At 65.6% G+C, this 25,830-nt stretch carries 25 protein-coding genes; 10 read left to right on the top strand and 15 right to left on the bottom strand.

Going from position 1 to position 25,830, the window contains the following annotated elements:
• Positions 1–17: 17 nt before the first annotated feature.
• Both ACMUJL_RS19445 and tgt read right to left on the bottom strand, forming a co-directional pair.
• On the bottom strand, positions 18–1,679 hold the full coding sequence (locus ACMUJL_RS19445; protein ID WP_375571593.1) for a hypothetical protein: 1,662 nt from the start codon (positions 1,677–1,679) through the stop codon (positions 18–20).
• A gap of 242 nt (positions 1,680–1,921) precedes the next feature.
• On the bottom strand, positions 1,922–3,061 hold the full coding sequence (gene tgt / locus ACMUJL_RS19440) for a tRNA guanosine(34) transglycosylase Tgt (RefSeq protein ID WP_416914409.1): 1,140 nt from the start codon (positions 3,059–3,061) through the stop codon (positions 1,922–1,924).
• A 162-nt stretch (positions 3,062–3,223) separates the two neighbouring features.
• On the opposite strand from tgt, the gene ACMUJL_RS19435 reads away from it, so the two are divergent.
• The 3 genes from ACMUJL_RS19435 to tpiA all read left to right on the top strand — a co-directional run bounded on the left by ACMUJL_RS19435 (position 3,224) and on the right by tpiA (position 4,847).
• A complete protein-coding gene (locus ACMUJL_RS19435; RefSeq protein ID WP_068294610.1) occupies positions 3,224–3,586 on the top strand; it encodes an SUF system Fe-S cluster assembly protein in 363 nt (120 codons plus the stop codon).
• 41 nt (positions 3,587–3,627) lie between these two features.
• Positions 3,628–4,008, top strand: coding sequence for a HesB/IscA family protein (locus ACMUJL_RS19430; RefSeq protein WP_416914408.1), 381 nt, complete (start codon positions 3,628–3,630; stop codon positions 4,006–4,008).
• An 80-nt stretch (positions 4,009–4,088) separates the two neighbouring features.
• Positions 4,089–4,847, top strand: a complete 759-nt coding sequence (gene tpiA, locus ACMUJL_RS19425) for a triose-phosphate isomerase (protein ID WP_375571599.1) — start codon at positions 4,089–4,091, stop codon at positions 4,845–4,847.
• 73 nt (positions 4,848–4,920) lie between these two features.
• Here the strand turns inward: tpiA and ACMUJL_RS19420 are convergent, their stop codons facing one another.
• The 5 genes from ACMUJL_RS19420 to ACMUJL_RS19400 all read right to left on the bottom strand — a co-directional run bounded on the left by ACMUJL_RS19420 (position 4,921) and on the right by ACMUJL_RS19400 (position 11,408).
• Positions 4,921–6,297: a TRAP transporter large permease gene (locus ACMUJL_RS19420; protein ID WP_068294619.1), complete on the bottom strand. Its 1,377-nt coding sequence runs from the start codon at positions 6,295–6,297 to the stop codon at positions 4,921–4,923.
• Positions 6,298–6,300: 3 nt separating this feature from the next.
• Positions 6,301–6,960 (bottom strand): TRAP transporter small permease, encoded by a 660-nt coding sequence (locus ACMUJL_RS19415; RefSeq protein WP_416914407.1) that lies wholly within the window; start codon positions 6,958–6,960, stop codon positions 6,301–6,303.
• Between the two features lie 123 nt (positions 6,961–7,083).
• Positions 7,084–8,079 (bottom strand): TRAP transporter substrate-binding protein, encoded by a 996-nt coding sequence (locus ACMUJL_RS19410; protein WP_068294625.1) that lies wholly within the window; start codon positions 8,077–8,079, stop codon positions 7,084–7,086.
• Positions 8,080–8,397: 318 nt separating this feature from the next.
• Entirely contained in the window at positions 8,398–9,642 is a 1,245-nt protein-coding gene (locus tag ACMUJL_RS19405; RefSeq protein ID WP_375571602.1) for a sigma-54-dependent transcriptional regulator, read from the bottom strand.
• Positions 9,639–11,408, bottom strand: coding sequence for a sensor histidine kinase (locus ACMUJL_RS19400; RefSeq protein WP_375571604.1), 1,770 nt, complete (start codon positions 11,406–11,408; stop codon positions 9,639–9,641). The genes ACMUJL_RS19405 and ACMUJL_RS19400 overlap by 4 nt, the downstream gene beginning before the upstream one ends.
• Positions 11,409–11,468: 60 nt before the next feature.
• On the opposite strand from ACMUJL_RS19400, the gene ACMUJL_RS19395 reads away from it, so the two are divergent.
• A complete protein-coding gene (locus ACMUJL_RS19395; protein WP_375571606.1) occupies positions 11,469–12,656 on the top strand; it encodes a cytochrome P450 in 1,188 nt (395 codons plus the stop codon).
• Positions 12,657–12,730: 74 nt separating this feature from the next.
• Here the strand turns inward: ACMUJL_RS19395 and ACMUJL_RS19390 are convergent, their stop codons facing one another.
• A complete protein-coding gene (locus ACMUJL_RS19390; RefSeq protein ID WP_068294637.1) occupies positions 12,731–13,192 on the bottom strand; it encodes an Lrp/AsnC family transcriptional regulator in 462 nt (153 codons plus the stop codon).
• Positions 13,193–13,360: 168 nt separating this feature from the next.
• Here ACMUJL_RS19390 and ACMUJL_RS19385 point away from each other — a divergent pair, with 168 nt between their 5' ends.
• The 5 genes from ACMUJL_RS19385 (at position 13,361) to ACMUJL_RS19365 (ending at position 17,357) form a co-directional block, all read left to right on the top strand.
• A complete protein-coding gene (locus ACMUJL_RS19385) occupies positions 13,361–13,666 on the top strand; it encodes a DUF2849 domain-containing protein (protein WP_375571609.1) in 306 nt (101 codons plus the stop codon).
• Positions 13,659–15,326, top strand: a complete 1,668-nt coding sequence (locus tag ACMUJL_RS19380) for a nitrite/sulfite reductase (RefSeq protein WP_375571611.1) — start codon at positions 13,659–13,661, stop codon at positions 15,324–15,326. Before ACMUJL_RS19385 ends, ACMUJL_RS19380 begins: the two co-directional genes overlap by 8 nt.
• Positions 15,316–16,059, top strand: coding sequence for a phosphoadenylyl-sulfate reductase (locus ACMUJL_RS19375; protein ID WP_068294646.1), 744 nt, complete (start codon positions 15,316–15,318; stop codon positions 16,057–16,059). Before ACMUJL_RS19380 ends, ACMUJL_RS19375 begins: the two co-directional genes overlap by 11 nt.
• Entirely contained in the window at positions 16,056–16,469 is a 414-nt protein-coding gene (locus ACMUJL_RS19370; protein WP_068294648.1) for a DUF934 domain-containing protein, read from the top strand. Before ACMUJL_RS19375 ends, ACMUJL_RS19370 begins: the two co-directional genes overlap by 4 nt.
• Before the next feature lie 69 nt (positions 16,470–16,538).
• Positions 16,539–17,357, top strand: coding sequence for a ferredoxin--NADP reductase (locus ACMUJL_RS19365; RefSeq protein WP_375573824.1), 819 nt, complete (start codon positions 16,539–16,541; stop codon positions 17,355–17,357).
• 73 nt (positions 17,358–17,430) lie between these two features.
• Here ACMUJL_RS19365 and ACMUJL_RS19360 read toward each other — a convergent pair whose 3' ends face one another.
• Positions 17,431–18,069, bottom strand: a complete 639-nt coding sequence (locus ACMUJL_RS19360; RefSeq protein ID WP_375571614.1) for a hypothetical protein — start codon at positions 18,067–18,069, stop codon at positions 17,431–17,433.
• Positions 18,070–18,267: 198 nt separating this feature from the next.
• Between ACMUJL_RS19360 and infC the strand changes: the two genes are divergently transcribed.
• On the top strand, positions 18,268–18,813 hold the full coding sequence (gene infC, locus ACMUJL_RS19355; protein ID WP_416914449.1) for a translation initiation factor IF-3: 546 nt from the start codon (positions 18,268–18,270) through the stop codon (positions 18,811–18,813).
• Positions 18,814–19,085: 272 nt separating this feature from the next.
• Here infC and ACMUJL_RS19350 read toward each other — a convergent pair whose 3' ends face one another.
• From ACMUJL_RS19350 to ACMUJL_RS19325, 6 genes are all read right to left on the bottom strand, one after another.
• Positions 19,086–19,652, bottom strand: a complete 567-nt coding sequence (locus ACMUJL_RS19350) for a hypothetical protein (RefSeq protein ID WP_375571616.1) — start codon at positions 19,650–19,652, stop codon at positions 19,086–19,088.
• A gap of 227 nt (positions 19,653–19,879) precedes the next feature.
• On the bottom strand, positions 19,880–20,671 hold the full coding sequence (locus ACMUJL_RS19345) for an FAD binding domain-containing protein (protein ID WP_068294659.1): 792 nt from the start codon (positions 20,669–20,671) through the stop codon (positions 19,880–19,882).
• 12 nt (positions 20,672–20,683) lie between these two features.
• Positions 20,684–23,050 (bottom strand): xanthine dehydrogenase family protein molybdopterin-binding subunit, encoded by a 2,367-nt coding sequence (locus tag ACMUJL_RS19340; RefSeq protein ID WP_416914406.1) that lies wholly within the window; start codon positions 23,048–23,050, stop codon positions 20,684–20,686.
• A gap of 104 nt (positions 23,051–23,154) precedes the next feature.
• Positions 23,155–23,640, bottom strand: a complete 486-nt coding sequence (locus tag ACMUJL_RS19335; protein ID WP_068294665.1) for a (2Fe-2S)-binding protein — start codon at positions 23,638–23,640, stop codon at positions 23,155–23,157.
• Positions 23,641–23,778: 138 nt separating this feature from the next.
• Positions 23,779–24,834, bottom strand: a complete 1,056-nt coding sequence (locus tag ACMUJL_RS19330; protein ID WP_375571620.1) for a molybdopterin-binding protein — start codon at positions 24,832–24,834, stop codon at positions 23,779–23,781.
• Entirely contained in the window at positions 24,831–25,799 is a 969-nt protein-coding gene (locus tag ACMUJL_RS19325) for an XdhC family protein (protein WP_375571622.1), read from the bottom strand. Before ACMUJL_RS19325 ends, ACMUJL_RS19330 begins: the two co-directional genes overlap by 4 nt.
• Positions 25,800–25,830: the final 31 nt, after the last annotated feature.

Below are 25,830 nucleotides of genomic sequence, written 5' to 3'. Positions count from 1 at the left end.
GACGCGCGCACCTGCCCTCAGCCGGCCCTGCCGCGCGCACAGAAACACGACACCTCGACCGACAGATCGGATCGCGCCTGCGCCAGATCCAGCCGCTGCCGGATCAGACGGGCCTCGGGCGTGGCGCCGGCGCCGCGCGCCGTCAGGCAATCCATCAGCCCGCGCAGCGCCCAGATGTTGTCGGGGTGGATCTGCGCCCGCGTCAGCTTGCCCCCAAGCCCCAGGTCCTCGCGGTAAACCGCCTCGGCCTCGGCCAACCGCCCCTGTTCCAGCAGCAGTGCCCCCAGCGCGTGGCGCGTCGGCTGCATCCAGCCCCATGGCTCGTCATAGGGCAGGTTGTCATCGGCCGCGACCGAGGCGCGCAAATGCGCGAAGGCCGCCTCGTAATCGCCGCAGCGATAGGCAATCTCGCCCGACAGCATCTCTTCGGCGATGGCGAACAGGTCCTGGCAGCGGTTGTTGTGCAAAAGCCGCGTCTCGGGCACCCGCGCGCGCGCCGCGCGGAACAGCGCCTGTTCGGCACGGGCCAGGTCCACCTGGCCCAATGCGGCATGGGCCACGCCCTTGGCATAATGGATCATCGCCGTCAGGTTCGCGTAGAGCACCGGATCCTCCGGCAGATCCTGCGCGATGATCTCCTCCCACTTGCCGAAGCGCACGTAGACATGCTGCTTCACGGCCAGGTAGCTTTCGAAGAAATCGGCCATCGGCGGCGAGGCGATGCGCAGGAAATCCGCGGGCATCGTCGCGATCAGTTCTTCGGCGGCGGCCAATGCGGGCTGGTACTGCCCCATGAACATCGCGCCATAGACGGCAAAATGGTAGCTGTGCACGCGGTAGCCGGTGTAGAAATTCATCACACCCTCGCGATCCAGGTATTTGCGATCCGCCGCGATGGCCGCCTGGTTCCAGTGCAGCGCGTCATGGTAATTGCCGCACAGCACGTCGATATGCGTGGGCATGTGCACAAGGTGGCCCGCGTCAGGCACAAGGGTGCGCAGAACATCTGCCGCCGGCAGCGCCTTTTCCGGGAAAGGCGACATTTCCATCAGATGCACGTAAAGGTGCAGGATACCCGGATGCGCCATCGCGCCGGGCAGATCGCGCATCGCCCCTTCCAGAATGGCGCGCACCTCGGGCGTGCCGGCCTTCGGCGCGGGCTGGCCTGTCGCCAGATCCCACATCTGCCAGGGGGTCAGATCCATGATCGCCTCGGCAGTGACCGACAGGATATCCGGATCACGGGGATGGGCCAGATGCGCCGCGCGCATCGCATCGGCAAAGGCCCGGTCCCAGGGGCGCATGTCGGGGATGGGATCGGCCTGCGGATAGCGCGCGGCCAGCGCGCGGATCAACGCCTGTTCGGGCGGGCTGACATGATCGACAAGCGCAAGTGCCGCCTGTGTCGCGGCATGGGCGCGGCCAAGGGCTGCCGCCTTGCCCGCCGCGTCGTAAAGCACCCAGGGCATGTTGTAATTCGGCCCCATCGCATAGGCGATGCCCCACTGTGCCATGGAGCAGCCCGGATCGGCATCAAGCGCGCGCGTGAAACAGACCACCGCTTCGGCATGGTTGAACCCGAAGACCCAGTTCAGACCACGGTCAAACCAGCGCTGCGCCTCGGCAGAGGCCGTGGTCACGACGCGGGAATAGGCCCCCAGATCATAGCCATATTCCATCACTTGCCCCCTTCGCGCCCGCTGAACCCTTGGATGGATATTTAAGGCAAGAAGAAACCGAATGTTAAGGTTAATCGCCCATGGTCGCCTTGCGGTACAGGCGGGGACGCCGATGATCGTGCAAGGAGAAGCCCCTTCCGCACCCGCCGCCGGCCCCTCTGCCGACCGGCCCCGTGTGGAAGGGTCACTTCACCTGAAGCTTCTTCTTGCCCCAAATATCCATTCCGACCGTGCCGCCGGGATCAGAGGGGGGGAATGTCGCCCTCGGCCCGCTGCGCGTGGAAATCGGCCTCGAATGCGGCAAAGCGGCCCGCCGCGATGGCGTCGCGCATGCCTTGCATCAATTCCTGGTAGTAATGCAGGTTGTGCCAGGTCAGCAGCATCCCCGAGATCATCTCGCCCGCGCGGAAGACATGGTGCAGATAGGCCCGGCTGTAGCCACGGCAGGCGGGACAGCCACAAGCCTCGTCCAGCGGGCGCGGATCGTCCTGGTGGCGGGCATTCTTGATGTTGACCACGCCATGACGGGTGAAGGCCTGCCCGGTGCGGCCCGAGCGCGACGGCAGCACGCAATCCATCATGTCGATGCCGCGCTTGACTGCGCCCACGATGTCTTCGGGCTTGCCCACGCCCATCAGGTAGCGCGGCTTGTCCTGTGGAAGCATATCGGGCGCGTAGTCGAGCACGCCGAACATCGCCTCCTGCCCCTCGCCCACGGCAAGGCCGCCTACGGCATAGCCATCGAAACCGATGGCGCACAGCGCCTCGGCGCTTTCCGCGCGCAGCTCCTGCGTGACGCCGCCCTGCTGGATGCCGAACAGCGCATGCCCCGGCCGGTCCCCGAAGGCATCGCGCGATCGCTGCGCCCAACGCATCGACAGGCGCATGGATTTCGCGACCTCCACATCGGTGGCGGGCAGTGCCGGGCATTCGTCGAAACACATCACGATGTCGCTGCCCAGCAGGCGCTGGATCTCCATGCTGCGCTCGGGGCTGAGGTGGTGACGCGAACCGTCGATATGGGATTTGAACGTCACCCCCTCCTCCGTCAGCTTGCGCAGGGCGGCCAGGCTCATGACCTGGAAACCGCCGCTGTCGGTCAGGATCGGCTTGTCCCAGTTCATGAAACGGTGCAACCCGCCCAGCCGGTCGATCCGCTCGGCCGTGGGGCGCAGCATCAGGTGATAGGTGTTGCCCAGCAGGATATCGGCGCCGGTGGCGGCCACGCTTTCGGGCATCATGCCCTTGACCGTCGCCGCCGTGCCGACAGGCATGAAGGCCGGTGTGCGGATCGTCCCGCGCGGTGTCGTGATGGCGCCGGTACGCGCCTTTCCGTCGGTGGCGTGCAGGTCGAAGCCGAAGGCGGCGGAGCTGTGTGTCATCGGAAAGCCTTTTGCTGTTGCCCCCCTATCCGACAGATCGCGCGAAAAGCCAAGGGATCAGCGTGGAACAAGCCGGACACTGGCCGCCGGCACTGGACGAATCCGCCCCCTATCCTTATATGTTCAGTCAGGAAATCCGCAGGACAGCCCCCAGGACAAAGAATGACCCAGAATGCCGAGCCGCTTGAAGGCACCCCGTTGATCGCCCCCTCAAGCACCGATCACCCGCTTTACGAACAGGTCGTCGAGGCCTGCCGCTCGGTCTATGATCCGGAAATACCGGTGAATATCTACGATCTGGGGCTGGTCTACACCATCGACATCAATCCCGAGAACGAGGTGCGGGTGATCATGTCGCTGACCGCCCCCGGCTGCCCCGTGGCGGGCGAGATGCCGGGTTGGGTGGCCGATGCGATCGAGCCGCTGCCCGGCGTCAAGCATGTGGATGTGGAACTGACCTGGGAGCCCCAGTGGGGCATGGACATGATGAGCGACGAGGCCCGGCTGGAGCTGGGCTTCATGTGATCCGGCCCGCGCGGCCGACAAAACGCTGAGAGGCACGGACGATGTTCGCCATACCCGGAAAACAGGCTGTCACCATGACCGAGGCCGCCGCGCGCCAGATCGCGCGCCTGATGCAGAAGGATGGCCATAAGGGCCTGCGCATCGGCGTCAAGAAAGGCGGCTGCGCCGGCATGGAATACACGATGGAATATGCCGCCGAGATCGCCCCGATGGACGAGGTGGTGGAACAGGACGGCGCGCGCGTCATGATCGCGCCGATGGCGCAGATGTTCCTGTTCGGCACGCAGATCGACTATCAGACATCGCTGCTGGAATCGGGGTTCAAGTTCAACAACCCCAATGTCGAGGATGCCTGCGGATGCGGCAAATCGATCAAGTTCAAGGATGTCGAGGAACTGAGCGCCGCGCGCGGCGGCAAGTGATCGCATCTCCCATGCCCTTGCGTCTGGAAAACGCCGTCCCCTCTCTGTAAGGAGGGGCGGATACAGGCGGAGGGCGGACAATGCGGCGCAAACTGGCAGCAGGCAATTGGAAGATGAACGGGATGCTGGCCGATCTGGACCAGCTTGACCGCATCGCGGCGGCCTGCCCTACCCCTGCGGTCGATCTGCTGATCTGCCTGCCCGCAACCCTGATCCATCCGGCGGCCCACCGTACCGGGCAACGCAGCCTGATGATCGGGGCGCAGGATTGCCACATGGCGCCCTCGGGTGCCCATACCGGTGATCTGGCCGCAACCCAACTGGCCGATGCCGGCGCGGGCGCGGTGATCATTGGTCATTCCGAACGCCGCGCCGATCACCATGAGGACAGCACCACGGTGCGCGCCAAGGCCGAAGCCGCGATGGCGGCAGGGCTGATCGCCGTGATCTGCTTGGGCGAGACCCTGGCCGAACGGGATGCAGGCACGACGCTCGAGGTGATCGGCGCGCAACTTGACGCCTCGGTGCCCGACAGTGCCACAGGCGATACGACCGTGATCGCCTATGAACCGGTCTGGGCCATCGGCACGGGCCGCATCGCCACCACCGACCAGATTGCCGAGGTGCATGGCTTCCTGCGCGCGCGGTTGTGCGCCCGTTTCGGGGCGGCGAGCGGCGGCGCGATCCGGCTGCTCTATGGCGGCTCGGTCAAGGCCGACAATGCCGCGCAGATATTCGCCGTCGCGGATGTGGACGGCGCACTTGTGGGCGGGGCCAGCCTGACGGCGGATGATTTCTGCCCCATCGTCGCGGCCCTGGAGGCCAGCGGGACATACTGACAACGCACCGCTTCCGAATGAAAAACGGCGCGGGGTTGCCCCCGCGCCGCCAGTTTTTCCTGTCCCCGGCGCGCTAGCGCACCAGTATCTCGGGGCCCATCATCAGCGTGGGCAACCATGTCGAGATGATCGGAACATAGGTGATCAGGATCAGGAAGACGAAGAGCACGGCCAGGAAGGGCAGTGCCGCGCGCACGACGCGCATCATCGGCATGCCAGCAACACCGGAAGTCACGAAGAGGTTCAGACCCACCGGCGGCGTGATCATCCCGATTTCCATGTTCACCACCATGATGATGCCCAGGTGGATCGGGTCGATCCCCAGTTCCATCGCGATCGGGAAGACCAGCGGCGCCACGATCACGATCAGGCCCGAGGGTTCCATGAACTGTCCGCCGATCAGCAGGATGACGTTCACGATCACAAGGAACATGACCGGGCCGAAACCTGCCGCCAGCATGGCACCCGCGATCTGCTGCGGGATCTGCTCGTCCGTCAGGACGTGCTTCAGGATCAGCGCATTGGCGATGATGAACATCAGCGTGACGGTCAGCTTGCCTGCCTCGAACAGGGTATTGCGGATGTCACGGTGAAAGAAGGCCGTGACCAGCGCGATGGGCCTGTCCAGCAGGGTCAGGTTGCGCTCGCCCTCGGGGCGCGCAAGCGGCCCCATGTCGCGATAGACGAAACAGGCGATCAGGAAGGCATAGACCGCCGCGACAGCCGCCGCTTCGGTGGGTGTGAAGATGCCGCCGTAGATGCCGCCCAGGATGATGACGATCAGCATCAGGCCCCAGCCCGCATCGCGGCCCGAGGACCACACCTCGCCCCAGCCCAGCCACTCGCCCTTGGGCAGGTTGCGCACGCGGGCCATGACATAGATCGTGGTCATCAGCATGAAACCGGCCAGAAGGCCCGGAATGACGCCCGCAAGGAACATCCGCCCCACCGACACATCCGTGGCCGAGGCATAGACCACCATCACGATGGAGGGCGGGATCAGGATGCCCAGCGTGCCGGCGACCGCGATCACGCCGGCCGCGAAATCGCGTGTGTAGCCGACCTGCCGCATGCCCGCGATCACGATCGTGCCGATCGCCACCACGGTGGCGGGGCTGGACCCCGAAAGGGCTGCGAACATCATGCAGGCAAAGACGCCCGCGATGGCCAGACCGCCCGGCAGATGCCCCACCAGCGCGATGGAGAAGCGGATGATCCGCCGCGCCACGCCGCCTGTGGACATGAAGCTTGAGGCCAGCACGAAGAAGGGGATCGCCAGCAGCGTGTAATGCCCCGCCATCCCGTTGTAGAGCGATGCCGCCACGGCCGCCAGCGACGTATCGCTGAGCGCCAGCATGAACAGGATCGAGGACAGGCCCAGCGACACGGCGATCGGAACGCCGATCAGCATCAGGCCGATGACCATCGCGAAAAGGATAAAGACGTCCATGGGTTACACCTCTTCGCGGCGGTTTTTGGCGATTTCGTCCAGCGCGTCCTCGACCTCGTGGCTGACGATCATGCTGTGCTGTTCGCCCTTCACGATGCGGATCGTCACCTGGATGATGCGGAACAGCATCAGCGCGGCGGCGATCGGCAGGATCATGTAGGGGATCATGCGCGGCATCTTGGAATAGGCCTCGCCCTGGTTGATCGCATCCTCCAGCCAGCGCAGCCATTCAAGCATCGGGACCTGATCGGTCTCGAAGAAGGCGCGGTCGCGGGTATTGGCGTCGAACCCGGTGGGGAACCAGTGCCCGGTGGTCTGCTGCAAGCCGGCAAACGGCGCCCAGTAATCCCAGGCCCCCTTGGCGATCAGCAGCGCATAGGCGAGGCAGCAGGCGGCCGACAGCAGCGCAAGCAGATAACGCGTGCGCGGCGAAACGACCGAGATGATGGCGTCCACGCCCAGGTTCGCCGTCACCTTGAACGCATAGGCGACGCCGAACAGCACCAGCCAGGCGAACAGGACCAGAACGACCTCAAGGCCCCAGATCACCATCGAATTGAAGACATAGCGCATGATGACGTTGACGAAGGTCAGCAGCGTCATCAGCCCGAGCATCACGGCGATCGCCGTCTCCTCGAACTCGTGCACGACCTTTCCCAGCATGCTGCGCGGCTCGTATCGGCCAGGCCCAGACATCGGCAGTCCCCCCAATGAATGTGAACTTGTGTTCCGAAACGGAACGATGGGGTGCGCCGGTCATGGCGCACCCCCTGTGATCCGGTCGGATCAGTTGTTGAAGGCCTGTGCCGCCGCGATGTTCTCGGCGCCGACTTCGGCTTCGAACTGCGCCCAGACGGGCTTCATGGCTTCGACCCATGCCGCGCGCTGCTCGGGTGTCAGCTCGACGATCTTGCCGCCGGCATCCAGGATCGACTGGCGTGCCGCGCGGTCGACTTCCAGAACGGCCGCGTTGCGCGAGGTGGTCACCTCGTCAAGGATCGTCGCCAGCTGGTCACGCACGTCGGCGTCCAGCGATTCCCACCAGTCGACGCTGGTCACGACCATGTAGTCGATGATGCCGTGGTTGGTTTCGGTGATACCGTCCTGCACTTCGAAGAACTTTTGGCCATAGATGTTGGACCAGCTGTTTTCCTGACCGTCGACAACGCCGGTCTGCAGCGCGCCGTAAACTTCGGCGAAGGCCATCGGCTGTGCGGTGGCGCCCAGCGCGTTCATCTGTGCGACCAGCACGTCGGAGGGCTGCACGCGGAACTTCAGGCCTTTTGCATCCTCGGGCGAGATCAGCGGCTTGTTGGCCGAGAACTGCTTCATCCCGTTGTGCCAGAAGCCCAGGCCCAGAACGCCACGGCGGGTCATCGACTGCAGCATCTCCTGGCCGGTGCCCGATGCCTGGAACGCGTCAACGGCTGCAATGTCCTTGAACATGAAGGGCAGGTCGAACAGGCGGAACTGCTTGGTGATCGGCTCGAACAGCGACAGCGAGGGGGCAGCGAACTGGACGTCACCCTGCAGCATCGCCTCAAGCACCTTCTCGTCGGTGTAGAGGGTCGAGTTCGGGAACACTTCCATGCAGGCCTTGCCGTTCATCTCGGTGTTCACGCGCTCGGCGAACAGGGTGGCGGCGATGCCCTTTGGGTGCTTGTCCGAGTTGGTCACATGGCTGAACTTGATGACGATTTCGCCCGGATCGCAGGCTGCGGCGGCGGCGCCGGCGGTCACGGTGAGGGCCAGTGCCATTGCGGCGGATGTCAGGAATTTCATAGGTCTCTCCTCCCAGAATTGAGACGTTGCATGACTTGCCCCTGCAAGGGGCGCTGCGGTGCAAACACTGACCGCGATCACGCAAGTCTCAAGCAAATGTGCGCATTTCTCAGGCAGATCGAGAAAACCCAAGAATGGCAACGACTTGCCCCTGCGCACAGCGCATGGCCGGGTTGCGCCTGCTGCAACCTGTGCGGAAAACCGCACAGGTTCGGGCAGCATATTGCGGGAATCCGCACAACCTGCAGCGAATCAGCAAGCCGAATCAACGCGGCGAATCCCCCCGGACGGCGTCGGATGCCCCCGGCGCATCGGCGCTCAGCGGAAATCCTCGGGCCGCAGACCATAGCGCGTCAGCTTGTCGTAAAGCGTCTTGCGCGGCAGTTTCAGCTCGCGCGCGGCCTCGGCCGCGCGGCCCGCATGACGCCGCAGCGCCGCCACCAGGATCGAGCGTTCGACCTGCGCCATCTGCTCGGCCAGACCGCGGCCGGGCTCCTGCCCGGCCACGCCATCGCCCCCTTCCCCGACGCCAAGCCCCAGGGCAAAGCGCATCGCCGCCGACATCAGCGCGCGGGCATTTCCGGGCCAGTCACGCGCCATCAGCGCGCCGATCACCTCGGGGCCGACAGGCGGCGGGGTCAGCCCCGCCTGTTCGCTGGCCTGCGCAACATAGTGACGGAACAGCACCGGAATATCCTCGGTCCGCTCGGCCAGGGCGGGGATCCGCACAGGCATCACATCCAGCCGGTAATAGAGATCCGGGTTCATCCGCCCTTCGGCCACCTGCGCCGCAAGATCACCGCTGCTGCCCGCGATCAGCCGCAGATCCTGATCGGTTTCCAACTGCTCCAGCAGGGCGAATTGCGCCTCGGCGGGCATCGCGCCCAATTCGTCCAGGAACAGGCTGCCGCCCTTGGCGCTATCCATCGCCGCGGCCACCCCCGCCGCGTCCAGACCCGCGGCAGGCACCTTGACGAAAGGCCCCTTGGCCATGGCCGAACACAGGTGAATGACCTCGGCCACCTTGGAAATGCCGCTGCCGGGCGGGCCGCTGACCAGAACCTCGGCGCGGGTGCGGGCCACGGCGCGCACCCTGTCGCGCAGCGCGCGCGCCAAGGGCGATGTGCCGAACAGCAACCGCGCCGCCGGATCGCCTGCTTCCAGCTGGGCCTTCAGGCGGCGGTTCTCCAGCACCAGCGCACGGGTTTTCAGGGCGCGCTCGACCTCGGCCAGAAGATCGGCCGCCGCGCAGGGCTTTTCCAGAAATCCGAAGGCGCCCTGCCCCATCGCGCGCACGGCCATGGGGATGTCCCCCTCGCCGGTCAGCAGGATCACCGGCAGGTCGGGGTCCAGCTTGCGGGTATGGTCCAGCAGGAAGAAGCCGTCGCGCCCCGGCATGCGGATGTCGGACAGGATCACCCCTTCGAACCCTTCCGAGATATGATCCTTCGCCTCGATGAAACTGCCGGTGCAGCGCGGGGCCAGGTCCGCCAGTTCCAGCGTCTGGGCCAGTGCCTCGCGCACGGCGGCGTCATCATCGACGATCAGCACCTGCCGGATCATTCCGCAGCCTCCGGGGCGGCCATGTCCGGGCCTGTGGCGGGGGTCAGTTCCACCGTGAAGATGGCGCCGCCCTCGGGCCGGTTGCGTCCGCGGATCGCCCCACCAAAGCTTTGCACCAACCCGTAAGAGATCGACAGCCCCAGCCCCATGCCCTCGGCCGCCCCCACCGCCTTTGTGGTGTAGAACGGATCGAAGATTTTTTCCGGCTCTTCGATGCCGGGGCCGGTATCGGCCACCTCCAGCAACACCCGGTCGTCATGACGGCGCAACGAGATCGCGATGCGCCGCACAGGCAACCCCGCCATCGCATCGGCCGCATTCCCGATCAGGTTGACCAGAACCTGGCCCAGCCGCACCTCGCCCCCGATCACATGGATCGGCGCAGGCGGCTGCCACCGGACCTCGACACCGTCGCGGGCCAGCCGGGATTCGGACAGTTCCAGCGCGGCATTGACCACCGCCACCAGATCGACCTGCCCCATCGGCTCGCGTTCCTGCCGGGCAAAGGCGCGCAGGTTGCGGATGATGCGCCCCATCCGATGCGCCAGATCACCGATGCGGCGCAGGTTCTGGGCGGCCACATCGGGCTTGCCGCGTTCCAGCAGGGCAGCGCCATTCTCGGCATATTGGCGGATTGCCATTAAGGGCTGGTTCAATTCGTGGCTGATGCCCGCGCTCATCTGGCCCAGCGCCGACAGCTTGCCCGCCTGCACAAGGTCGTCCTGCGCCTTCTTCAGCGCGGCCTCGGCGGCGATACGTTCGCTGACCTCGCGGCGCAGTGCTGCATTGGCGCCCGACAGCTCGCGCGTGCGCTCGGCCACGCGGCCTTCCAGCCGCGCATTGGCCAGGGCCAGCGTGCGCCGCCGCTCGGTCGCCAGGAACAGCAGCGCGCCGAATGCCAGGCACACGGCCGCCACAAGCCCCGCCTGCAGGGTAGCCAGCCGGCGCGCGGGTTCGACATCGACCAGCGCCTCGGCGCGCATGCCGATCACCGGCAGATCGCGCGACAGATGCAGCGCACGGGCCGGGATATAGGGGCTCCAGCTTTCGTGCCAGACCACGTGATCGCCCTGCAGCGTGAAGGAAAATTCACCCGCCGTCCCCGCAGGCGGCGACAGGCCCACCTGCCCCGGTGCCCGCGTCCAGAGCAACAGTTCGGACCGGTTGGTGATGAAGACCAGTCCGGTGTCATCGGTGAAGAACACGGTGGGGCGCGCGCCGCGCCATTCGGCCTCGACCAGGCCGATATCGGCCAGCACCATCACCGCGCCCTGCACCCGGCCATCCGGGCCAAAGAGGGGCGCCGCAAAAGTGTAGCTGCGTTGCCCGCCAATCGGGTTGATGCCGTGACCTTCGCCCAATGCGCCGGTCATCGCACGCTGGAAGTAGGTGCTGCCCGCAAGGGCCGGATCGGCCAGCCCCTTGGCGCTGGCCAGCACCCGGCCCTGCCGGTCGGCCAGCTGGATATCCATCGCCCCGGTCTTGTCGGCGGTCGCCACCAGAACCGAGGCCACCGCCGCCCCCTCACCCGAGGCCACGGCCTGCGCCAGCGCCGGATGCGCGGCCATGATCACCGCAAGTTGCTGGTAAAGCTGCAATTGCCCCGTCAGCCGGTCCGAGGCCAGCAGCAGGTCAGCCTCGCCGCGCTGCGCGGCCTGGTCCAGTGCCTGGCGGTAGCCCGTGCGCCAGACCCCTGCCGCAAAGGTCGCGACGGCCAGCAGGAACAGGGCAAAGATCGCAAGGCGGCGGGCGGTATCGGGTTTCATCGGGACAATCTAGCCGCTCCGGCCTTGCCTTGACCAGAGGGCTCGGGCATCCCTTGGCGCATGTATCGCTGGCACCAATCCCCCACCGATCCCGGCTTCGTGCAGGATCCCTATCCGGCTTATGCCCGCGTACGCAGCAAAGGCGGCCCCCTGGTCTGGTGGGAGGATTACGGCATCCCCTGCGCACTCGGCCATGGCGCGGTCAACATGATCCTGCGCGATCGCCGCTTCGGCCGCGAAATCCCCGCCGAACTGGCCAGCCCCGCGCCCGCGCATCTTGCGGCCTTCTACGCCATCGAGGATCATTCGATGCTGGAACTGGAGCCGCCCCGCCACAAGCGGCTGCGCGGCCTCGTGCTGCGGGCCTTCACCTCGGGCCAGGTCGCGGCACTGGCGCCGGACCTCGCAAGGCTGGCCCATGGGTTGATCAACGCCTTCCCGCGCGGCGCGCCCTTCGATCTGCTGCCCGCCTATGCGCAGGCGATCCCGGTCATCACCATCGCCCGGCTGCTGGGCGTGCCCGAAGACCGCGCCCCCGATCTGCTGGCCTGGTCGCACGCCATGGTCGGCATGTACCAGGCCCGCCGCACCCGCGCGATGGAAGAGGCCGCCAATGCCGCCGCCGCCGCCTTCAGCGACTTTCTCTCCGATCACATCAGCCAGCGGCGCCACAGACCCGGCGATGACCTGATCACCCATCTGATCGCGGCCGAACAGGACGGCGCGCGCCTGTCCACGCCCGAGATGATCTCGACCTGCATCCTGCTGCTGAACGCGGGCCATGAGGCCACGGTCCATGCCATCGGCAACGCCACCCGCCTGCTGCTGTCCACGCCCGATCCGCGCGCGCATCTGACACCCAACCGCATCGGCGCCACGGTCGAGGAACTGCTGCGTCTGGATCCGCCGCTGCACATGTTCACCCGCTACGCCTACGAAGAAATGACAGTCCACGGCCATGTCTTCCGCCGCGGCGACCGCGTGGGCGTGCTTCTGGGCGCCGCCAACCGCGATCCCGGCGTCTGGCAGGATCCTGACCGGTTCGATCCGGCCCGTCCCGGCACGCCGCACATGGGTTTCGGCGCGGGGCTGCATTTCTGCCTCGGCGCGCCGCTGGCCCGGCTCGAGATGCAGATCGCCCTTGGCGTCCTGTTCCAGCGCTGCCCGGACCTGCGGCTGGCCGCGCCGGCGCGCTTCGCCGACAGCTACCATTTCCACGGGCTGGAGGCGCTGATGGTCGAAACCTGATCCCGGTTTCTTCTTGCCTCAAATATCCATCCAACCCCGCCGCCCGCGCCGCGTCACGCAGGCAGGCAGGCGCGTCAGATCGGCAGCGCGGTGGTGGACTTGATCTCCTCCATCGACAGAAGGGCCGTCACGTTATGGACCTTCACCTCGGAAATCAGCGCCTGGTAGAAGGCGTCATAGGCACGCGCATTCTTGACCCGCACCTTCAGGATATAGTCGATATCACCAGCCAGGCGATGCGCCTCCTGCACCTCGGGGCGGCTTTGCAGCGCCTTCAGGAACGCCGCCTGCCAGGCCGCCTCATGTTCCGAAGTGCGGATCAGCACGAAGAAACAGGCCTCGAATCCCAGCGCCTCGGCATCAAGGATCACGGTCTGCGGCCCCATGATTCCCGCCTCGCGCATCTTGCGGATCCGGTTCCATACGGGTGTCTTCGAAGACCCCACCTGCTTGGCGATCTCGTCCAGCGACTGTCCTGCATCGCGCTGCAACTCTGCCAGAATTTTCCTGTCCGTGGCATCCAATCGGATCGACATTTCCTTTGACTCCGTTCAAGTGGAATTTCATCACACCATTCCGATTTGACAGAAACAATATTCCTTATCTGCCGGGGATACTGGCGCTTTCATGGGAATATTTCCTATATTGTCGCAAAGGTCAAACCGAAAGCGGACTGCTTCGGATCCCGCGTCAAGGAGAGGTCAATGCCCCGTTTCACACCCAAGGTCGTCACCGCGAATGCGCTGATCGAAGGCGACGTGATCTATCTTGCCGCCGATGACAGCTGGACCCGCAGCCTGTCGCAGGCCGAGGTGATCGAGGACGAGGCCATCGCCCAGTTGCGCCTGCTTGACGCACAGCGCCAGCCCCATCGCGTGGTGGGCGCCTACCTCGCCGATGTGATCCCCGGCGCGCACGGCCCCCAGCCCGCGCATTTCCGCGAGGATTTCCGCCGCAAGGGACCGTCCAACTACGCCCACGGCAAGCAGGAGGATGCCGCGCATGTATGAGTATTCCGAATTCGACCGCGCCTTTCTGGCCGAACGCAACGCCCAGTTCCGCGCGCAGGTCGCCCGCCGCATCGACGGATCGCTGACCGAGGATGAATTCAAGCCGCTGCGCCTGATGAACGGGCTCTATCTTCAGCTGCATGCCTATATGCTGCGGGTCGCCATTCCCTATGGCACGCTGAACAGCGCCCAGATGCGGCAGTTGGCCGTGCTGGCGGAAAAATGGGACAAGGGCTACGGCCATTTCACCACCCGCCAGAACATCCAGTACAACTGGCCCAAACTGTCCGATGTGCCCGACATGCTGGACGCCCTGGCCGAGGTGGGGCTGCACGCCATCCAGACCAGCGGCAACACGATCCGCAACGTGACCGCCGACCATTTCGCGGGTGCTGCGGCGGACGAGCTGGCCGATCCGCGTCCCGTGGCCGAGCTGATCCGGCAATGGTCCACGGATCACCCCGAATTCCAGTTCCTGCCGCGCAAGTTCAAGATCGCCGTGACCGGCAGCCCCAATGACCGCGCCGTGACCCGCGCCCATGACATCGGGCTGCGCATGGTGGAACGGGATGGCGAGACGGGTTTCGAGGTGATCGTGGGCGGTGGCCTTGGCCGCACCCCGATGATCGGACAGGTGATCCGGCCTTTCCTGCCGCGCGGCGACCTTCTGCCCTATCTCGAGGCGATCGTCAGCGTCTACAACCTGCTGGGACGGCGCGACAACAAGTACAAGGCGCGCATCAAGATCACCGTGCACGAGAACGGGATCGACACCATCCGCGATCTGGTCGAGGAACGGTTCGCCACCCTGCGCACCGCGTTCAACGGTGCAGATCAGGCGCTTCTGGCGCAGATCGAGCCGCAATTCGCCCCGCCCGCCTTTGCCGCGCGCGACACGCATCCCTTCGACATCGCCTATCAGAACGATCCCGTGTTCCGGTCATGGGCCGATACGAACCTTGCGGCGCACCGGCGCGCCGATCATGCCATCGTGTCCATCAGCCTCAAGGCGCATGGCGCGACACCGGGCGATGCCACCGCAGGCCAGATGCGCCTGATGGCCGATCTGGCGGCGAAATATGCCTATGACGAGCTGCGCATCAGCCATGAGCAGAACGTGATCCTGCCCCATGTGGCGCGCGCCGATCTGCCTGCCCTCCATGCGGCGTTGAAGGCCGCAGGTCTGGGCACCGCCAATATCGGGCTGATCAGCGACATCATCGCCTGCCCCGGCATGGATTACTGCGCGCTGGCCACGGCCCGGTCGATCCCCATCGCGCAAGAGATCGCAACCCATTTCGAGGCGCTGAAGCTGGAGCATGACATCGGCCCCCTGAAGATCAAGATCTCGGGCTGCATCAACGCCTGCGGCCATCACCATGTCGGCCATATCGGCATCCTTGGTCTGGACCGCGCGGGCGTGGAAAACTACCAGATCACGCTGGGCGGCGACGGCACCGAGGATGCGGTGATCGGCGAACGCGCGGGCCCGGGCTTTGCCGCCGAGGATCTGCTGCCGGCCATCGAACGGTTGATCCGCGCCTATCTGGCGCTGCGCGAGGAGGCGTCGGAAACCTTCCTGCAGGCCTATCGCCGGCTGGGTGTGGCCCCGTTCAAGGCGGCACTCTACCCCGAGGCGCGCGACCGCCATGCCGCTTGAGGCCCCCCTTGCCCCGGTCGCGGTGCGCGCAGACGATCTGAACGCGCGCTACCGCCACCATGCGGCCAGCGCGGTGCTGCGCCATGCCCTGTCCGATGCACAGGTCGGCCGCATCGCACTGGTCAGCTCGTTCGGGGCGGAAAGCGTCGTGCTGCTGCATATGCTGGCGATGATCGACCGCACGGTGCCGGTCCTCTTCATCGACACGCAGATGCTGTTTGCCGAAACGCTGGACTACCAGCGGCAGGTGGCCGCACGGCTGGACCTGACCGATCTGCGCATCATCCACGCGCAGCCGGTCGCGGTGGCCGCCAAGGACCCTGACGGGCAGTTGCACCGCACCGATCCCGATGGCTGCTGCGCGCTGCGCAAGACAGAACCGCTGGAACGCGCGCTGGACGGGTTCGACGCATGGATCACGGGGCGCAAACGGTTCCAGGCCTCGACCCGTGCCGCGCTCGAGTTTTTCGAGGCAGATACCGACGGGCGGCTCAAGGTCAATCCGCTGGCCCATTGGGACAAGGCGGATGTGCAGGATTACATGATCAACAACCGCCTGCCCCGGCATCCGCTGGTGGCGCGGGGCTATCCCTCGATCGGCTGCGCCCCCTGCACATCGCCCGTCAAACCGGGCGAGGACGAGCGCGCAGGCCGCTGGCGGGGCGCCGCCAAGGAAGAATGCGGCATTCATTTCGTGAATGGCAAGATGGTCAGGACAGGAGCAGGACAATGACATCGAACAGCACCGTCATCGTGCGCGACAGCGGCTTTGCGGCCGAGGATTGGCCGCATCCCTTCACCCCGCTGGCCGAGGTCACGCCGGACACGCTGGCGCTGGACCTGCCCGCCGAGGCCGATCCCGACACCCTGACCCTGGACGCGTTGCAGATCATCCGCATTCCCTTTGCCAGCTTTGCCGATGGGCGCGGCTTTACCCTGGCGCGTCGGCTGCGGCTGCGCGGCTATGCGGGGCGGCTGCGCGCGGCGGGCCATGTGATCGCGGATCAATACGCGATGGCGCGGCGGGCAGGCTTCGACGAGGTGGAAATCCCCGCAGCCCTGGCCGCCCGCCAACCCGAGGCGCAATGGCTGGCCCGTGCCGACTGGCGCGCGCATGACTACCAGGCGCGTCTGCGCGGGTAATCCCGCGCTTTCATCTGACATGGATCAAAGATAGACAAAGGATGCCGGTTTACTTCCGGCATGATGCATATGACCGAAAGCCTGACCGTGACCGAGATTTCCGTTCCCAAAGTGCCCACCCTGCCCGATGCCCAGACGGTGACATCCGTGACCCATTGGACGGACCGGCTGTTTTCCTTCCGCGTGACGCGCCCGCAAAGCCTGCGGTTCCGGTCGGGGGAATTCGTGATGATCGGCCTGATGGGCGAGAATGGCAAACCCTTGCTGCGCGCCTATTCCATCGCCTCGCCCAGCTGGGACGAGGAGCTGGAGTTCTATTCGATCAAGGTCCAGGACGGGCCGCTGACATCGAAACTGCAGCATATCGAACCGGGCGATCAGATCATCCTGCGGCCCAAGCCCGTGGGCACGCTGGTGCTGGACGCGCTTTTGCCCGGCAAGCGGCTGTGGTTCTTCGCCACCGGCACGGGCCTTGCGCCCTTCGCCAGCCTGATGCGCGACCCCGAGACATACGAGCGGTATGACGAGGTGATCATGATGCACACCTGCCGCGACGTGGCCGAACTGGAATACGGCCGTCAGCTGGTCGAAAGCCTGCCCGAGGATCCGCTGATCGGGGAATTCGTGGCCGGAAAGCTGCGCTACTATCCCACCACCACGCGCGAGGACAGCGCGCAGATGGGCCGGATCACCGACAACCTGACCAGCGGCAAGGTCTTCGCCGATCTGGGCATTGCGCCGATCAACCCCGAGACGGATCGCGGCATGGTCTGCGGATCGCTGGATTTCAACACCGACATGAAAACGGTTCTGGAAGGGTTCGGCCTGCGCGAGGGGGCAAATTCGGACCCTGCCGAATACGTGGTGGAAAAGGCCTTCGTCGGCTGATCGACCCCGCATCACAGAAAAAAGGCCGCGTCCGGGCATACCGGCGCGGCCTTCGCCATTCACGCGGGGCCGGTCAAAGGCCCAGGGCGCCCCTGGTCTGGTCCAGCGCCAGCCGCAGCAAGTCGGGATTACCCTGCGCCTGCTCAAGCGCGGTCGTCAGCAGCGTCTTGCGCAGATCACCCAGGTCCGAGGCCGCGATGATCGCCGCCGCGCGATCCTGATCAAAGCCCTCGACACTCAGCACCGCCTCGACATCCGCCTCGGTCATGCCGGCCTTGGCGGCGATTGACGCAAGTGCCGCGGCGGATGCCTCGGGGCTGGCCGGATTGGCGCCCGTGGCGGTGTTCAGCGCCTCGCGCGCGGCATCGGCCACGGCCTGCGCGGCCGTGTCTGCGGCTGTCGTGGCCTCGTCCACCGCGCGATTGACGGCGGTCGCGGCCTCCTCGGCGATGTCGCGCGCGGCCTCTGTGGCCTGCTGCGCGGCATCCTGCGTCGCCTCGCGCGCCTGCTCGACGGTTTCCTCTGCTGTCGGTGCAGCCGTTTCGGCAGGTGCAGGCGCGGGTTCCGGCGCGGCAGGGGCCGGTACCTCGGGCGGCGCGGCGGGCGTCGCGGTATCCACCGCGGGAATGTCCGTGGTCCTGTCGGGCAGGGTCATGTAGATGGCAGCACCCGCAACCAGGGCCGCCACGGCGGTCAACACGGTCTTGTTCATGGCTGTCTTCCTTTCTCTGTGGATGGCGCACCCCGCGTGCCGGGACGCGCCCCTGCCCTCCAGATGAGAAGCCTGCACAGCCATCACAACCCCGGCCCGGATTTGTCGGCAGGGATCAGCCGATTTGACGCTTGAAGAAAGCTTCGCCCAAGGTTAGGTTGCGGCGCGAAATATGCCAACAAATGAAGGAACAATACCATAGCCCGCAGACCGCATAACGCGCCCCCGCAGCGCGAAACAGGCCCCCGCATCAACGAACGCATCCGCGCCCCCGAAATCCGGCTGATCGGCGCAGATGGCGAGAACGTCGGCGTCGTCACGCCCGAGCGGGCCCTTGTGATGGCCGAGGAAGCGGGCCTTGACCTGGTCGAGATCTCTCCCAATGCCGTGCCGCCGGTCTGCAAGATCATGGATTTCGGCAAATACAAGTACGAGACGCAGAAGCGCGAGTTCGAAGCGCGCAAGAAGCAGAAGATCATCGAGATCAAGGAAATCAAGTTCCGCCCGAACACCGACAAGCATGACTACGAGGTCAAGATGCGCTCGGTCTTCAAGTTCCTCGATGAAGGCGACAAGGTGAAGATCACCCTGCGTTTCCGCGGCCGCGAGATGGCGCACCAGAACCTGGGCCGCGAATTGCTGGAGCGGGTCGCGGAGGACACCAAGGAAGTGGGCCGCGTCGAGAACTTCCCCAAGATGGAAGGCCGCCAGATGATCATGCTGATCGGACCGCTGCCGAAGTAATCCGGCCTATGTGGCTGATTGAACCGCCCCCGTCCGCGCGACGCCGGGGCGGTTTTTTATTGGGCTGAAGGCCTGTCCCATGATGGGACATTTTTCAGATTACGGGATTTCAACGGGTTACGCGGGCGCGTTCATGAGTTGGTCATGAAGATTGAGCGCTTGGCAAGGGTATGGGGCCGTGCCGAAAGGGGACAGCGACGATAGAAGCCGTGCGCACCAGTCAGGCATGAGAGGTCAAAAGAGCCCAAAGACCTTCTGCGCGCTGGCATTGTTCAGCAATTCAATGGCCGCGTAAGCATCGTCGTGGTCCGTGTCGCGCGTTTGAACGTCATGACCGGAAGGGGGAAAGCCTTGCCATCGACGACCATGGCCCCGCGCCCTGTGTCGAGCGTCACTGTTGCAGGCAACCCCGCGCCGATGTCGATTTCCAAACTCAGCGAGGTTCCCCACATGAAATCCGTATACCGGTTTTCGGAACTCTTTCGGGGCTGGCGCGGCTTGCCATCAAGCCTGATCCGAATGTCCGACGCGTCGAAGTCAATCGACTTGCGGCTTCTTGTGGACCAGCCCGTGAACATCACCTCGAGCACATCGTCTTTTGGCAGGACGCTGACCCTGACCTCTTCCGGTTTAGTGCGCCAGGCGGGAACGGGAAGACCAGGGTCATCCAGATTGAATTGGTAGTAGGACCAGGCGACACCCGTGCAGCCGCCGCCCGTGCCTTTCTCGGCACCCGGGCCCTGCGCCTCGTAGACGACGGTAGTGGTTTGCGAAGGAACAGGAACGCATCCGGTTGCCAGAAGAGCGATAACAAGGGCCATCACGATTTTCGTTTTCATCGCTCCCCCATCGGTTTGATCCGCGCAAACGCAGGATGCCTGCAGGCCCTGCGGTAATTCAGCCGCTACGGCCCGTTCATGCCAGAAACAGCATAGGCGAAAACACCATTGCCGGTGTTGAGAGAGATCAAGAAACGCCCCCGGCGTAGCGAGGAGCGTTGAAATCCGTAAAAGCAAACGCCCCCACGGTTTTCCGCAGGGGCGTTTCCTAATACATCACACCCGGGTCAGGCCGCCGCAGCGACCGCCCGCTTGGTCATCACGCCGACCAGATGGGCGCGGTATTCCTTGGAGCCGTGCAGGTCGCCGATCATGCCATCCGCAGGGACGGTCAGGCCGTTGATCGCGTCGGCCGAGAAATTGGCGCTCAGCGCCTCTTCGGCCTCGGTCCAGCGGAACACGCCTTCTTCGGACGCGCCGGTGACCGCCACGCGCACACCGTCCGCGTATTTGGCCACGAACACGCCCACCAGCGCAAAGCGCGACGCGGGTTGTTCGAACTTCTGGTAGCTGGCCTTTTCCGGCACCGGAAAGCGCACTTCGGTGATGATCTCGCCCTCGTGCAGGGCCGTGGTGAACATCCCCTGGAAGTAGTCATCGGCCGCGATCTGGCGCGTGTTGGTCACAACCGTCGCCCCCGACCCCAGAACCGCCGAAGGGTAGCAGGCGGAAGGGTCGTTGTTGGCAAGGCTGCCGCCGATGGTGCCACGGTTGCGCACCGCCGGATCGCCGATATGGCTGGCAAGGCCCGCCAGCGCCGGGTAATGCGCCGCCACCTCGGCTGCCACCACCGCATGGGGGGTTGCCCCCCCGATGCAGATGGCCCCGTCATCGGCCTTGCACACGCCCTGCATCTCGGGGATGCCGGTCAGGCTGACCAGGGTTTCAGGGCTGGCAAGGCGCTGCTTCATGGTGGGCAGAAGGGTCTGCCCCCCGCCCAGCGCCTGCGCGCCTTCATGGCCCAGGGCCGCCGCCGCATCCGCGATCGTCTTGGGACGAACAAAATCGAAATTGTACATGGCGTCTTCTCCTCAGGCGTTCATCGCGGCCCACACCCGATTGGGCGAGAGCGGCATGTCGATATGGGTCACGTTGGTCTTGCCCGCCGAATGCAGCGCGTCGATCACGGCATTCACGACAGCGGGGGGCGATCCGATGGCCCCGGCCTCGCCGCAGCCCTTCACGCCCAACGGGTTGTGCGTGCAGGGCGTGACGCAGGAATGATCCACCGTGTAGAACGGCACATCCGAGGCGCGCGGCATGGCGTAATCCATGTAGGAGCCGGTCAGAAGCTGCCCGTTGTCGTCATAGACGGCCCCTTCCAGCAGCGCCTGGCCGATGCCCTGGCCAATCCCGCCATGCACCTGCCCCGACACGATCATCGGGTTGATGATATTGCCGAAATCATCCGCCGCGCTGAAGCGTTCGATGGTCACGCGGCCAGTGTCGGGATCCACCTCGACCTCGCAGCAATAGGCGCCCGAGGGGTAGGTGAAGTTCGACGGATCGTAGAAGGCTGTCTCCTCGAGCCCCGGTTCGATATCTTCCAGCGGGTAGTTGTGCGGCACATAGGCCGCCAGGGTCACATCACCCCATGCCACGGATTTGTCGGTGCCGGCGACATGGAACTTGCCGTCCTTCACCTCGATATCCGCGTCCGAGGCTTCCATCAGGTGGGCCGCGATCTTCTTGGCCTTGTTGATGATCTTCTCGGTCGCGCGGACCATGGCGCTGCCACCCACGGCCAGCGAACGCGAGCCATAGGTGCCCATGCCCATCGGACCCTTGGCGGTGTCGCCATGGACGATTTCGATCATGCTTTCGTCGATGCCCAGCATTTCCGCGATCACCTGCGGGAAGGCGGTTTCATGCCCCTGCCCGTGGCTGTGGCTGCCGGTCATCACGCTGATCGAGCCGGTGGCGTTCACCCGCACGGTCGCGCTTTCGTAAAGCCCGGCGCGCGCGCCAAGCTGACCCACCAGGTTCGAGGGCGCGATGCCGCAGGCCTCGATATAGCAGTTGATGCCCAGGCCGCGCAGCTTGCCCTTGGCCTCGGAGGCCTTGCGCCGCGCCTCGAAGCCGGACAGATCGGCGATCTGTTCCAGCTTGTCCATCGTGGCCACGTAATCGCCGGTGTCATATTCCACGGCCACAGGCGTGGCATAGGGGAATTGCGTGATGAAGTTCTGACGGCGCAGCTTGATCGGGTCCACGCCGAGTTCGCGCGCGGCCTTGTCGATCACGCGTTCCAGCTGATAGGTAGCCTCGGGGCGGCCCGCGCCGCGATAGGCATCAACCGGCACGGTGTTGGTGAACACGGCCTTGACGTTCACGTAGATCAGCGGCGTGCGGTAGTTGCCCGCCATCAGCGTGCCATGCAGCCATGTCGGCACCGAGGGCGCGAAGGTGGACAGGTAAGCCCCCATGTTCGCATAGGTTTCGGTGCGGATCGCGGTGAAGTTGTTGTCCTTGTCCAGCGCCAGTTCGATCTTGGTCACGTGGTCGCGGCCATGGGCGTCGGACATGAAGGCCTCGGACCGGGTCGAGGTCCATTTGACCGGGCGCTTCAGCTGGCGCGCGGCGAAGGTGCAGAAGGCCTCTTCGGCGTAGTGGAAGATCTTGGTGCCGAAACCGCCGCCCACATCGGGGGCCACGACGCGCAGCTTGTGCTCGGGGATGCCCAGCACGAAGGCGCCCATCAGAAGGCGGATCACATGCGGGTTCTGCGAGGTGGTGTAGAGCGTCGATTTATCGGTCGAGCGGTTGTAATCGCCCACCGCCACGCGCGGCTCCATCGGGTTGGCGACAAGGCGGTTGTTGACCAGTTCCAGCGTGGTCACATGCGCCGCGTTCTTGAAGGCCTCATCGGTGGCGGCCTTGTTTTCCTCGACGAAGCCCCAATCGTAGCAGAGGTTCGAGGTCAGATCGTCATGCACCTTCGGCGCGCCATCCTGAACGGCGGCCTTCATGTCGATGACGGCGGGCAGTTCCTCGATATCCAGCACGATCGCCTCGGCGGCATCGCGGGCCTGTTCGTAGGTATCCGCCACGATGGCGGCGATGGGATCGCCCACATGGCGCACCTTGCCCTGCGCCAGAACCGGGTGGCCGGGTTCCTGCATCGGCTGGCCGTGCTTGTCGGTGACCTGCCAGCCGCAGGGCAGACCGCCCACGCCGGCGAAATCATCGCCGGTGAAGATCCGCACCACGCCGGGCATGGCGGCCGCATCGGTGGTATCGACCTTGTTCAGCCGCCCATGCGCCACGTCCGAGCGCAGGAAATGCACGTAAAGCTGACCATAAAGGTTGATGTCGTCGGTGTAATTGCCGGTTCCCGTCAGAAACCGCAGATCCTCGCGCCGCTTCGGGCTGGCGCCAATTCCATGATCCTTGGGCATGGTGTTCCTCTCCCTGAGTGGAAGACGCCCCCCTCCTCGGGGGCTGTGCCTTCCGTTATCCTAGGTAATGCGAAGACAGCGCCGCCGGGGCGCATCCCTCGATATTATTCGGCCGCGATCTTGCTCACGTCCTGGCCTGCTGCGGCCATGATCGCCTTGACGATGTTGTGATAGCCGGTGCAGCGGCAGATATTGCCTTCCAGGTAGGCGCGGATTTCGGTTTCGGTCGGATTGGGGTTCTCGGCCAGCAGGGCCGATGCGGACATCACCATGCCGGGCGTGCAAAAGCCGCACTGCAGGCCGTGGTGATCCTGAAACGCCTGCTGCACGGTGTTCAGCGATCCGTCGGCATTTGCCATGCCTTCGATGGTGCGGACCTCGGCGCCCTCGGCCTCGGCTGCAAGCATGGTGCAGGCCTTCACGGCCTTTCCGTTCACATGCACGACGCAGGCCCCGCATTGCGAAGTGTCGCAGCCCACATGCGTGCCCGTCAGGTGCAGATTTTCGCGCAAGAATTGTACCAGTAGTGTACGGCCTTCCACGTCTCCCGACGCGGCCTTGCCATTCACGGTCATCGAGACCTGTGCCATGACGCTCCTCCCAGAGTTTGTTTTTTGTCTTTCACATCGACAGTCTAAGCATGGCCTCGGCCATATGAGAAGCACGAATTTCTCCGCCCCTCGCAAGGATGTGACTTGCTATCGTTTTGACAGGCGGGGGCTGGGGCCTCAGCTGTCCGGCATGGCGGCCGCACCCGCCTGGCGCCCTGCGCGCGGCATCGGGCGCGAGGGGATTTCCTTGAGCAATCCGCCGATTCCCATGCCCGCGATGTCCTGCGCGCTGACCGCAAGGCCACAGGCCAGCCGCGACAGCACCCAATCGGCCCCGTTCAGCGCGGGCGAGCGGGCGCAGCCCGGCAGACCCAGCACCGGCCGTGCCCCCAAGCGGCCCAGGAACAGCAGGTTGCCGGGATCGACCGGCATCCCGAAACGGTCCACCTGCCCCCCCGCCTGCCTAAGCGCCGAAGGCCCCACGTCGTCGATATCCGAGGTGGCCGATCCCGTCAGGATCAGCACCATGTCGCTCTTTGTCGCCGCGATGGCCTGCGCCAGATCCCCGGTGCGGTGCGGCACCGTCACGACCTTGTCCAGAGCCATGCCCAGCGCCGTCAGCCGCGCGGCAATGGCGGCACGCCCCTTGTCGGGGCCCGTGGCCTCTGTGCTGTCCAGCCCGCCACCGATCTCGGTCACGATCAGCGTGGCCCCGCGCAACACGGGCCGCGCCAGCCGGATCGTGCCCGCCCCCGCCCCCCGCGCCAGCGCGCAGGCCTGTTCCAGATCCGCCCCCGCCACACCATAGGAGATGATCTTGACCGTCGCGACCATGCCGCCCTGCGTCATCTGGTGAAAGGCGGGCACGGTTGCCAGCGTGATCATCGGATCAACCGCGTTCAGCGCGGTCAGCGCGGGCACGTCCAGCAGCGCGACACCCGGCCCTTCGGCGATCAGGTTGACGCGACCCGTAAAAGGCGCGGTCAGGCGCAGACCGGCCCGCGCCGGATCGGGCACCAGTGCCGCGGCAAGGGCCGCGGCGGCGGCATCCTCATGCACATCGCCGGCATCCAGCCGCGCGACGATCACCCGGTCATGACCCGCCGCCGCCAGCGCCACCACATGCCCCGCGTCCAGCGTCACACCCTTGCGCAGACGCTTGCCGCCCAGATCGACGGAATGCGCCAGGATCGCGCCTGTGGCCTGCGCCAGGGGAACGGGGCCGAATTTCATCCCCGCCTCAGCACCTGGGTGCATTCCGCCAGGATCGACAGCGCGATCTCGACCGGTCCCGCCGCCCCGATGTCCAGCCCCACGGGACCGTGGATGCGCGCGATCCGGTCGGGCGCGATGCCCTTGGCCGCAAGGCGTTCCACCCGCGACGCATGTGTCCGTTTCGACCCCAGCGCCCCGATATAGAACACGTCCGAGGCCATGGCGGCCTCGATCGCGGGATCGTCCAGCTTGGGATCATGGGTCAGCAGCACCAGTGCCGTGCGCGGATCCAGGCCCAGCGCGGCGATGGCGTCATCGGGCCAGTCGTTCAGGATCGTCTCGCCGGGAAAGCGCGCCTGGCTGCCGAAGGCATCGCGCGGGTCCACGATCACCGGATCATAGCCCAGGATCCGCGCCATCGGCACCAGTGCCTGCGCGATATGCACCGCCCCCACCACGATCATCCTAAGCGGCGGGTTGTGGATGGCCACGAACACGCGGCCTTCCTCCTCGAAACCCGAACGATCCATGCGGAAGCGTTCGGGATAGCCATCCGTGGTCAGGTGCCGCGCGCCGCTGTCCAGATCGGCCAGGTAAGCCACCGCGCGCCGTGCGGCACGCGCGGCCACCAGGGCCGCCAGCAGATCCTCGGTCAGCTCTGCCCCCACGGGTTCCACAAGTACGCGGATCGTGCCGCCACAGGCCAGGCCCACGGCAAAGGCGTCGCCATCGCTCACGCCATATTCCAGCAGGCGCGCGCGCCCCTCCTCCAGCGCCTCAAGCGCCTCGGTCACCACCGCGCCCTCGACGCAACCGCCCGAAACCGATCCCTCGATCTCGCCGCGTCCCGAGATGACAAGCTGGCTGCCCACACGGCGCGGGGCCGAGCCCCAGGTTTCCACCACCGTGGCCAGCACGGCGCCGCGCCCGTCGCGGTGCCAGTCCAGCGCGATCTCGGGGATGCGGTCATATCTGTCGGTCATGGGTCTTGTCCTCCCTTCAGGGCGCGCGCGC

It is taken from the genome of Seohaeicola sp., from assembly GCF_048006315.1.
Lineage (GTDB): Bacteria > Pseudomonadota > Alphaproteobacteria > Rhodobacterales > Rhodobacteraceae > Seohaeicola.
Note: the sequence above shows the minus strand (reverse complement) of the source record. Positions and strands in the feature narration are given on the sequence as shown.

Excerpts from the sequence above, each read along its gene's own strand:
- ACMUJL_RS19445 (WP_375571593.1), bottom strand. The coding sequence starts at position 1,679 with ATGGAATATGGCTATGATCTGGGGGCCTATTCCCGCGTCGTGACCACG.
- tgt (WP_416914409.1), bottom strand. The coding sequence starts at position 3,061 with ATGACACACAGCTCCGCCGCCTTCGGCTTCGACCTGCACGCCACCGAC.
- ACMUJL_RS19435 (WP_068294610.1), top strand. The coding sequence starts at position 3,224 with ATGACCCAGAATGCCGAGCCGCTTGAAGGCACCCCGTTGATCGCCCCC.
- ACMUJL_RS19430 (WP_416914408.1), top strand. The coding sequence starts at position 3,628 with ATGTTCGCCATACCCGGAAAACAGGCTGTCACCATGACCGAGGCCGCC.
- tpiA (WP_375571599.1), top strand. The coding sequence starts at position 4,089 with ATGCGGCGCAAACTGGCAGCAGGCAATTGGAAGATGAACGGGATGCTG.
- ACMUJL_RS19420 (WP_068294619.1), bottom strand. The coding sequence starts at position 6,297 with ATGGACGTCTTTATCCTTTTCGCGATGGTCATCGGCCTGATGCTGATC.
- ACMUJL_RS19415 (WP_416914407.1), bottom strand. The coding sequence starts at position 6,960 with ATGCTGGGAAAGGTCGTGCACGAGTTCGAGGAGACGGCGATCGCCGTG.
- ACMUJL_RS19410 (WP_068294625.1), bottom strand. The coding sequence starts at position 8,079 with ATGAAATTCCTGACATCCGCCGCAATGGCACTGGCCCTCACCGTGACC.
- ACMUJL_RS19405 (WP_375571602.1), bottom strand. The coding sequence starts at position 9,642 with ATGATCCGGCAGGTGCTGATCGTCGATGATGACGCCGCCGTGCGCGAG.
- ACMUJL_RS19400 (WP_375571604.1), bottom strand. The coding sequence starts at position 11,408 with ATGAAACCCGATACCGCCCGCCGCCTTGCGATCTTTGCCCTGTTCCTG.
- ACMUJL_RS19395 (WP_375571606.1), top strand. The coding sequence starts at position 11,469 with ATGTATCGCTGGCACCAATCCCCCACCGATCCCGGCTTCGTGCAGGAT.
- ACMUJL_RS19390 (WP_068294637.1), bottom strand. The coding sequence starts at position 13,192 with ATGTCGATCCGATTGGATGCCACGGACAGGAAAATTCTGGCAGAGTTG.
- ACMUJL_RS19385 (WP_375571609.1), top strand. The coding sequence starts at position 13,361 with ATGCCCCGTTTCACACCCAAGGTCGTCACCGCGAATGCGCTGATCGAA.
- ACMUJL_RS19380 (WP_375571611.1), top strand. The coding sequence starts at position 13,659 with ATGTATGAGTATTCCGAATTCGACCGCGCCTTTCTGGCCGAACGCAAC.
- ACMUJL_RS19375 (WP_068294646.1), top strand. The coding sequence starts at position 15,316 with ATGCCGCTTGAGGCCCCCCTTGCCCCGGTCGCGGTGCGCGCAGACGAT.
- ACMUJL_RS19370 (WP_068294648.1), top strand. The coding sequence starts at position 16,056 with ATGACATCGAACAGCACCGTCATCGTGCGCGACAGCGGCTTTGCGGCC.
- ACMUJL_RS19365 (WP_375573824.1), top strand. The coding sequence starts at position 16,539 with ATGACCGAAAGCCTGACCGTGACCGAGATTTCCGTTCCCAAAGTGCCC.
- ACMUJL_RS19360 (WP_375571614.1), bottom strand. The coding sequence starts at position 18,069 with ATGAACAAGACCGTGTTGACCGCCGTGGCGGCCCTGGTTGCGGGTGCT.
- ACMUJL_RS19350 (WP_375571616.1), bottom strand. The coding sequence starts at position 19,652 with ATGAAAACGAAAATCGTGATGGCCCTTGTTATCGCTCTTCTGGCAACC.
- ACMUJL_RS19345 (WP_068294659.1), bottom strand. The coding sequence starts at position 20,671 with ATGTACAATTTCGATTTTGTTCGTCCCAAGACGATCGCGGATGCGGCG.
- ACMUJL_RS19340 (WP_416914406.1), bottom strand. The coding sequence starts at position 23,050 with ATGCCCAAGGATCATGGAATTGGCGCCAGCCCGAAGCGGCGCGAGGAT.
- ACMUJL_RS19335 (WP_068294665.1), bottom strand. The coding sequence starts at position 23,640 with ATGGCACAGGTCTCGATGACCGTGAATGGCAAGGCCGCGTCGGGAGAC.
- ACMUJL_RS19330 (WP_375571620.1), bottom strand. The coding sequence starts at position 24,834 with ATGAAATTCGGCCCCGTTCCCCTGGCGCAGGCCACAGGCGCGATCCTG.
- ACMUJL_RS19325 (WP_375571622.1), bottom strand. The coding sequence starts at position 25,799 with ATGACCGACAGATATGACCGCATCCCCGAGATCGCGCTGGACTGGCAC.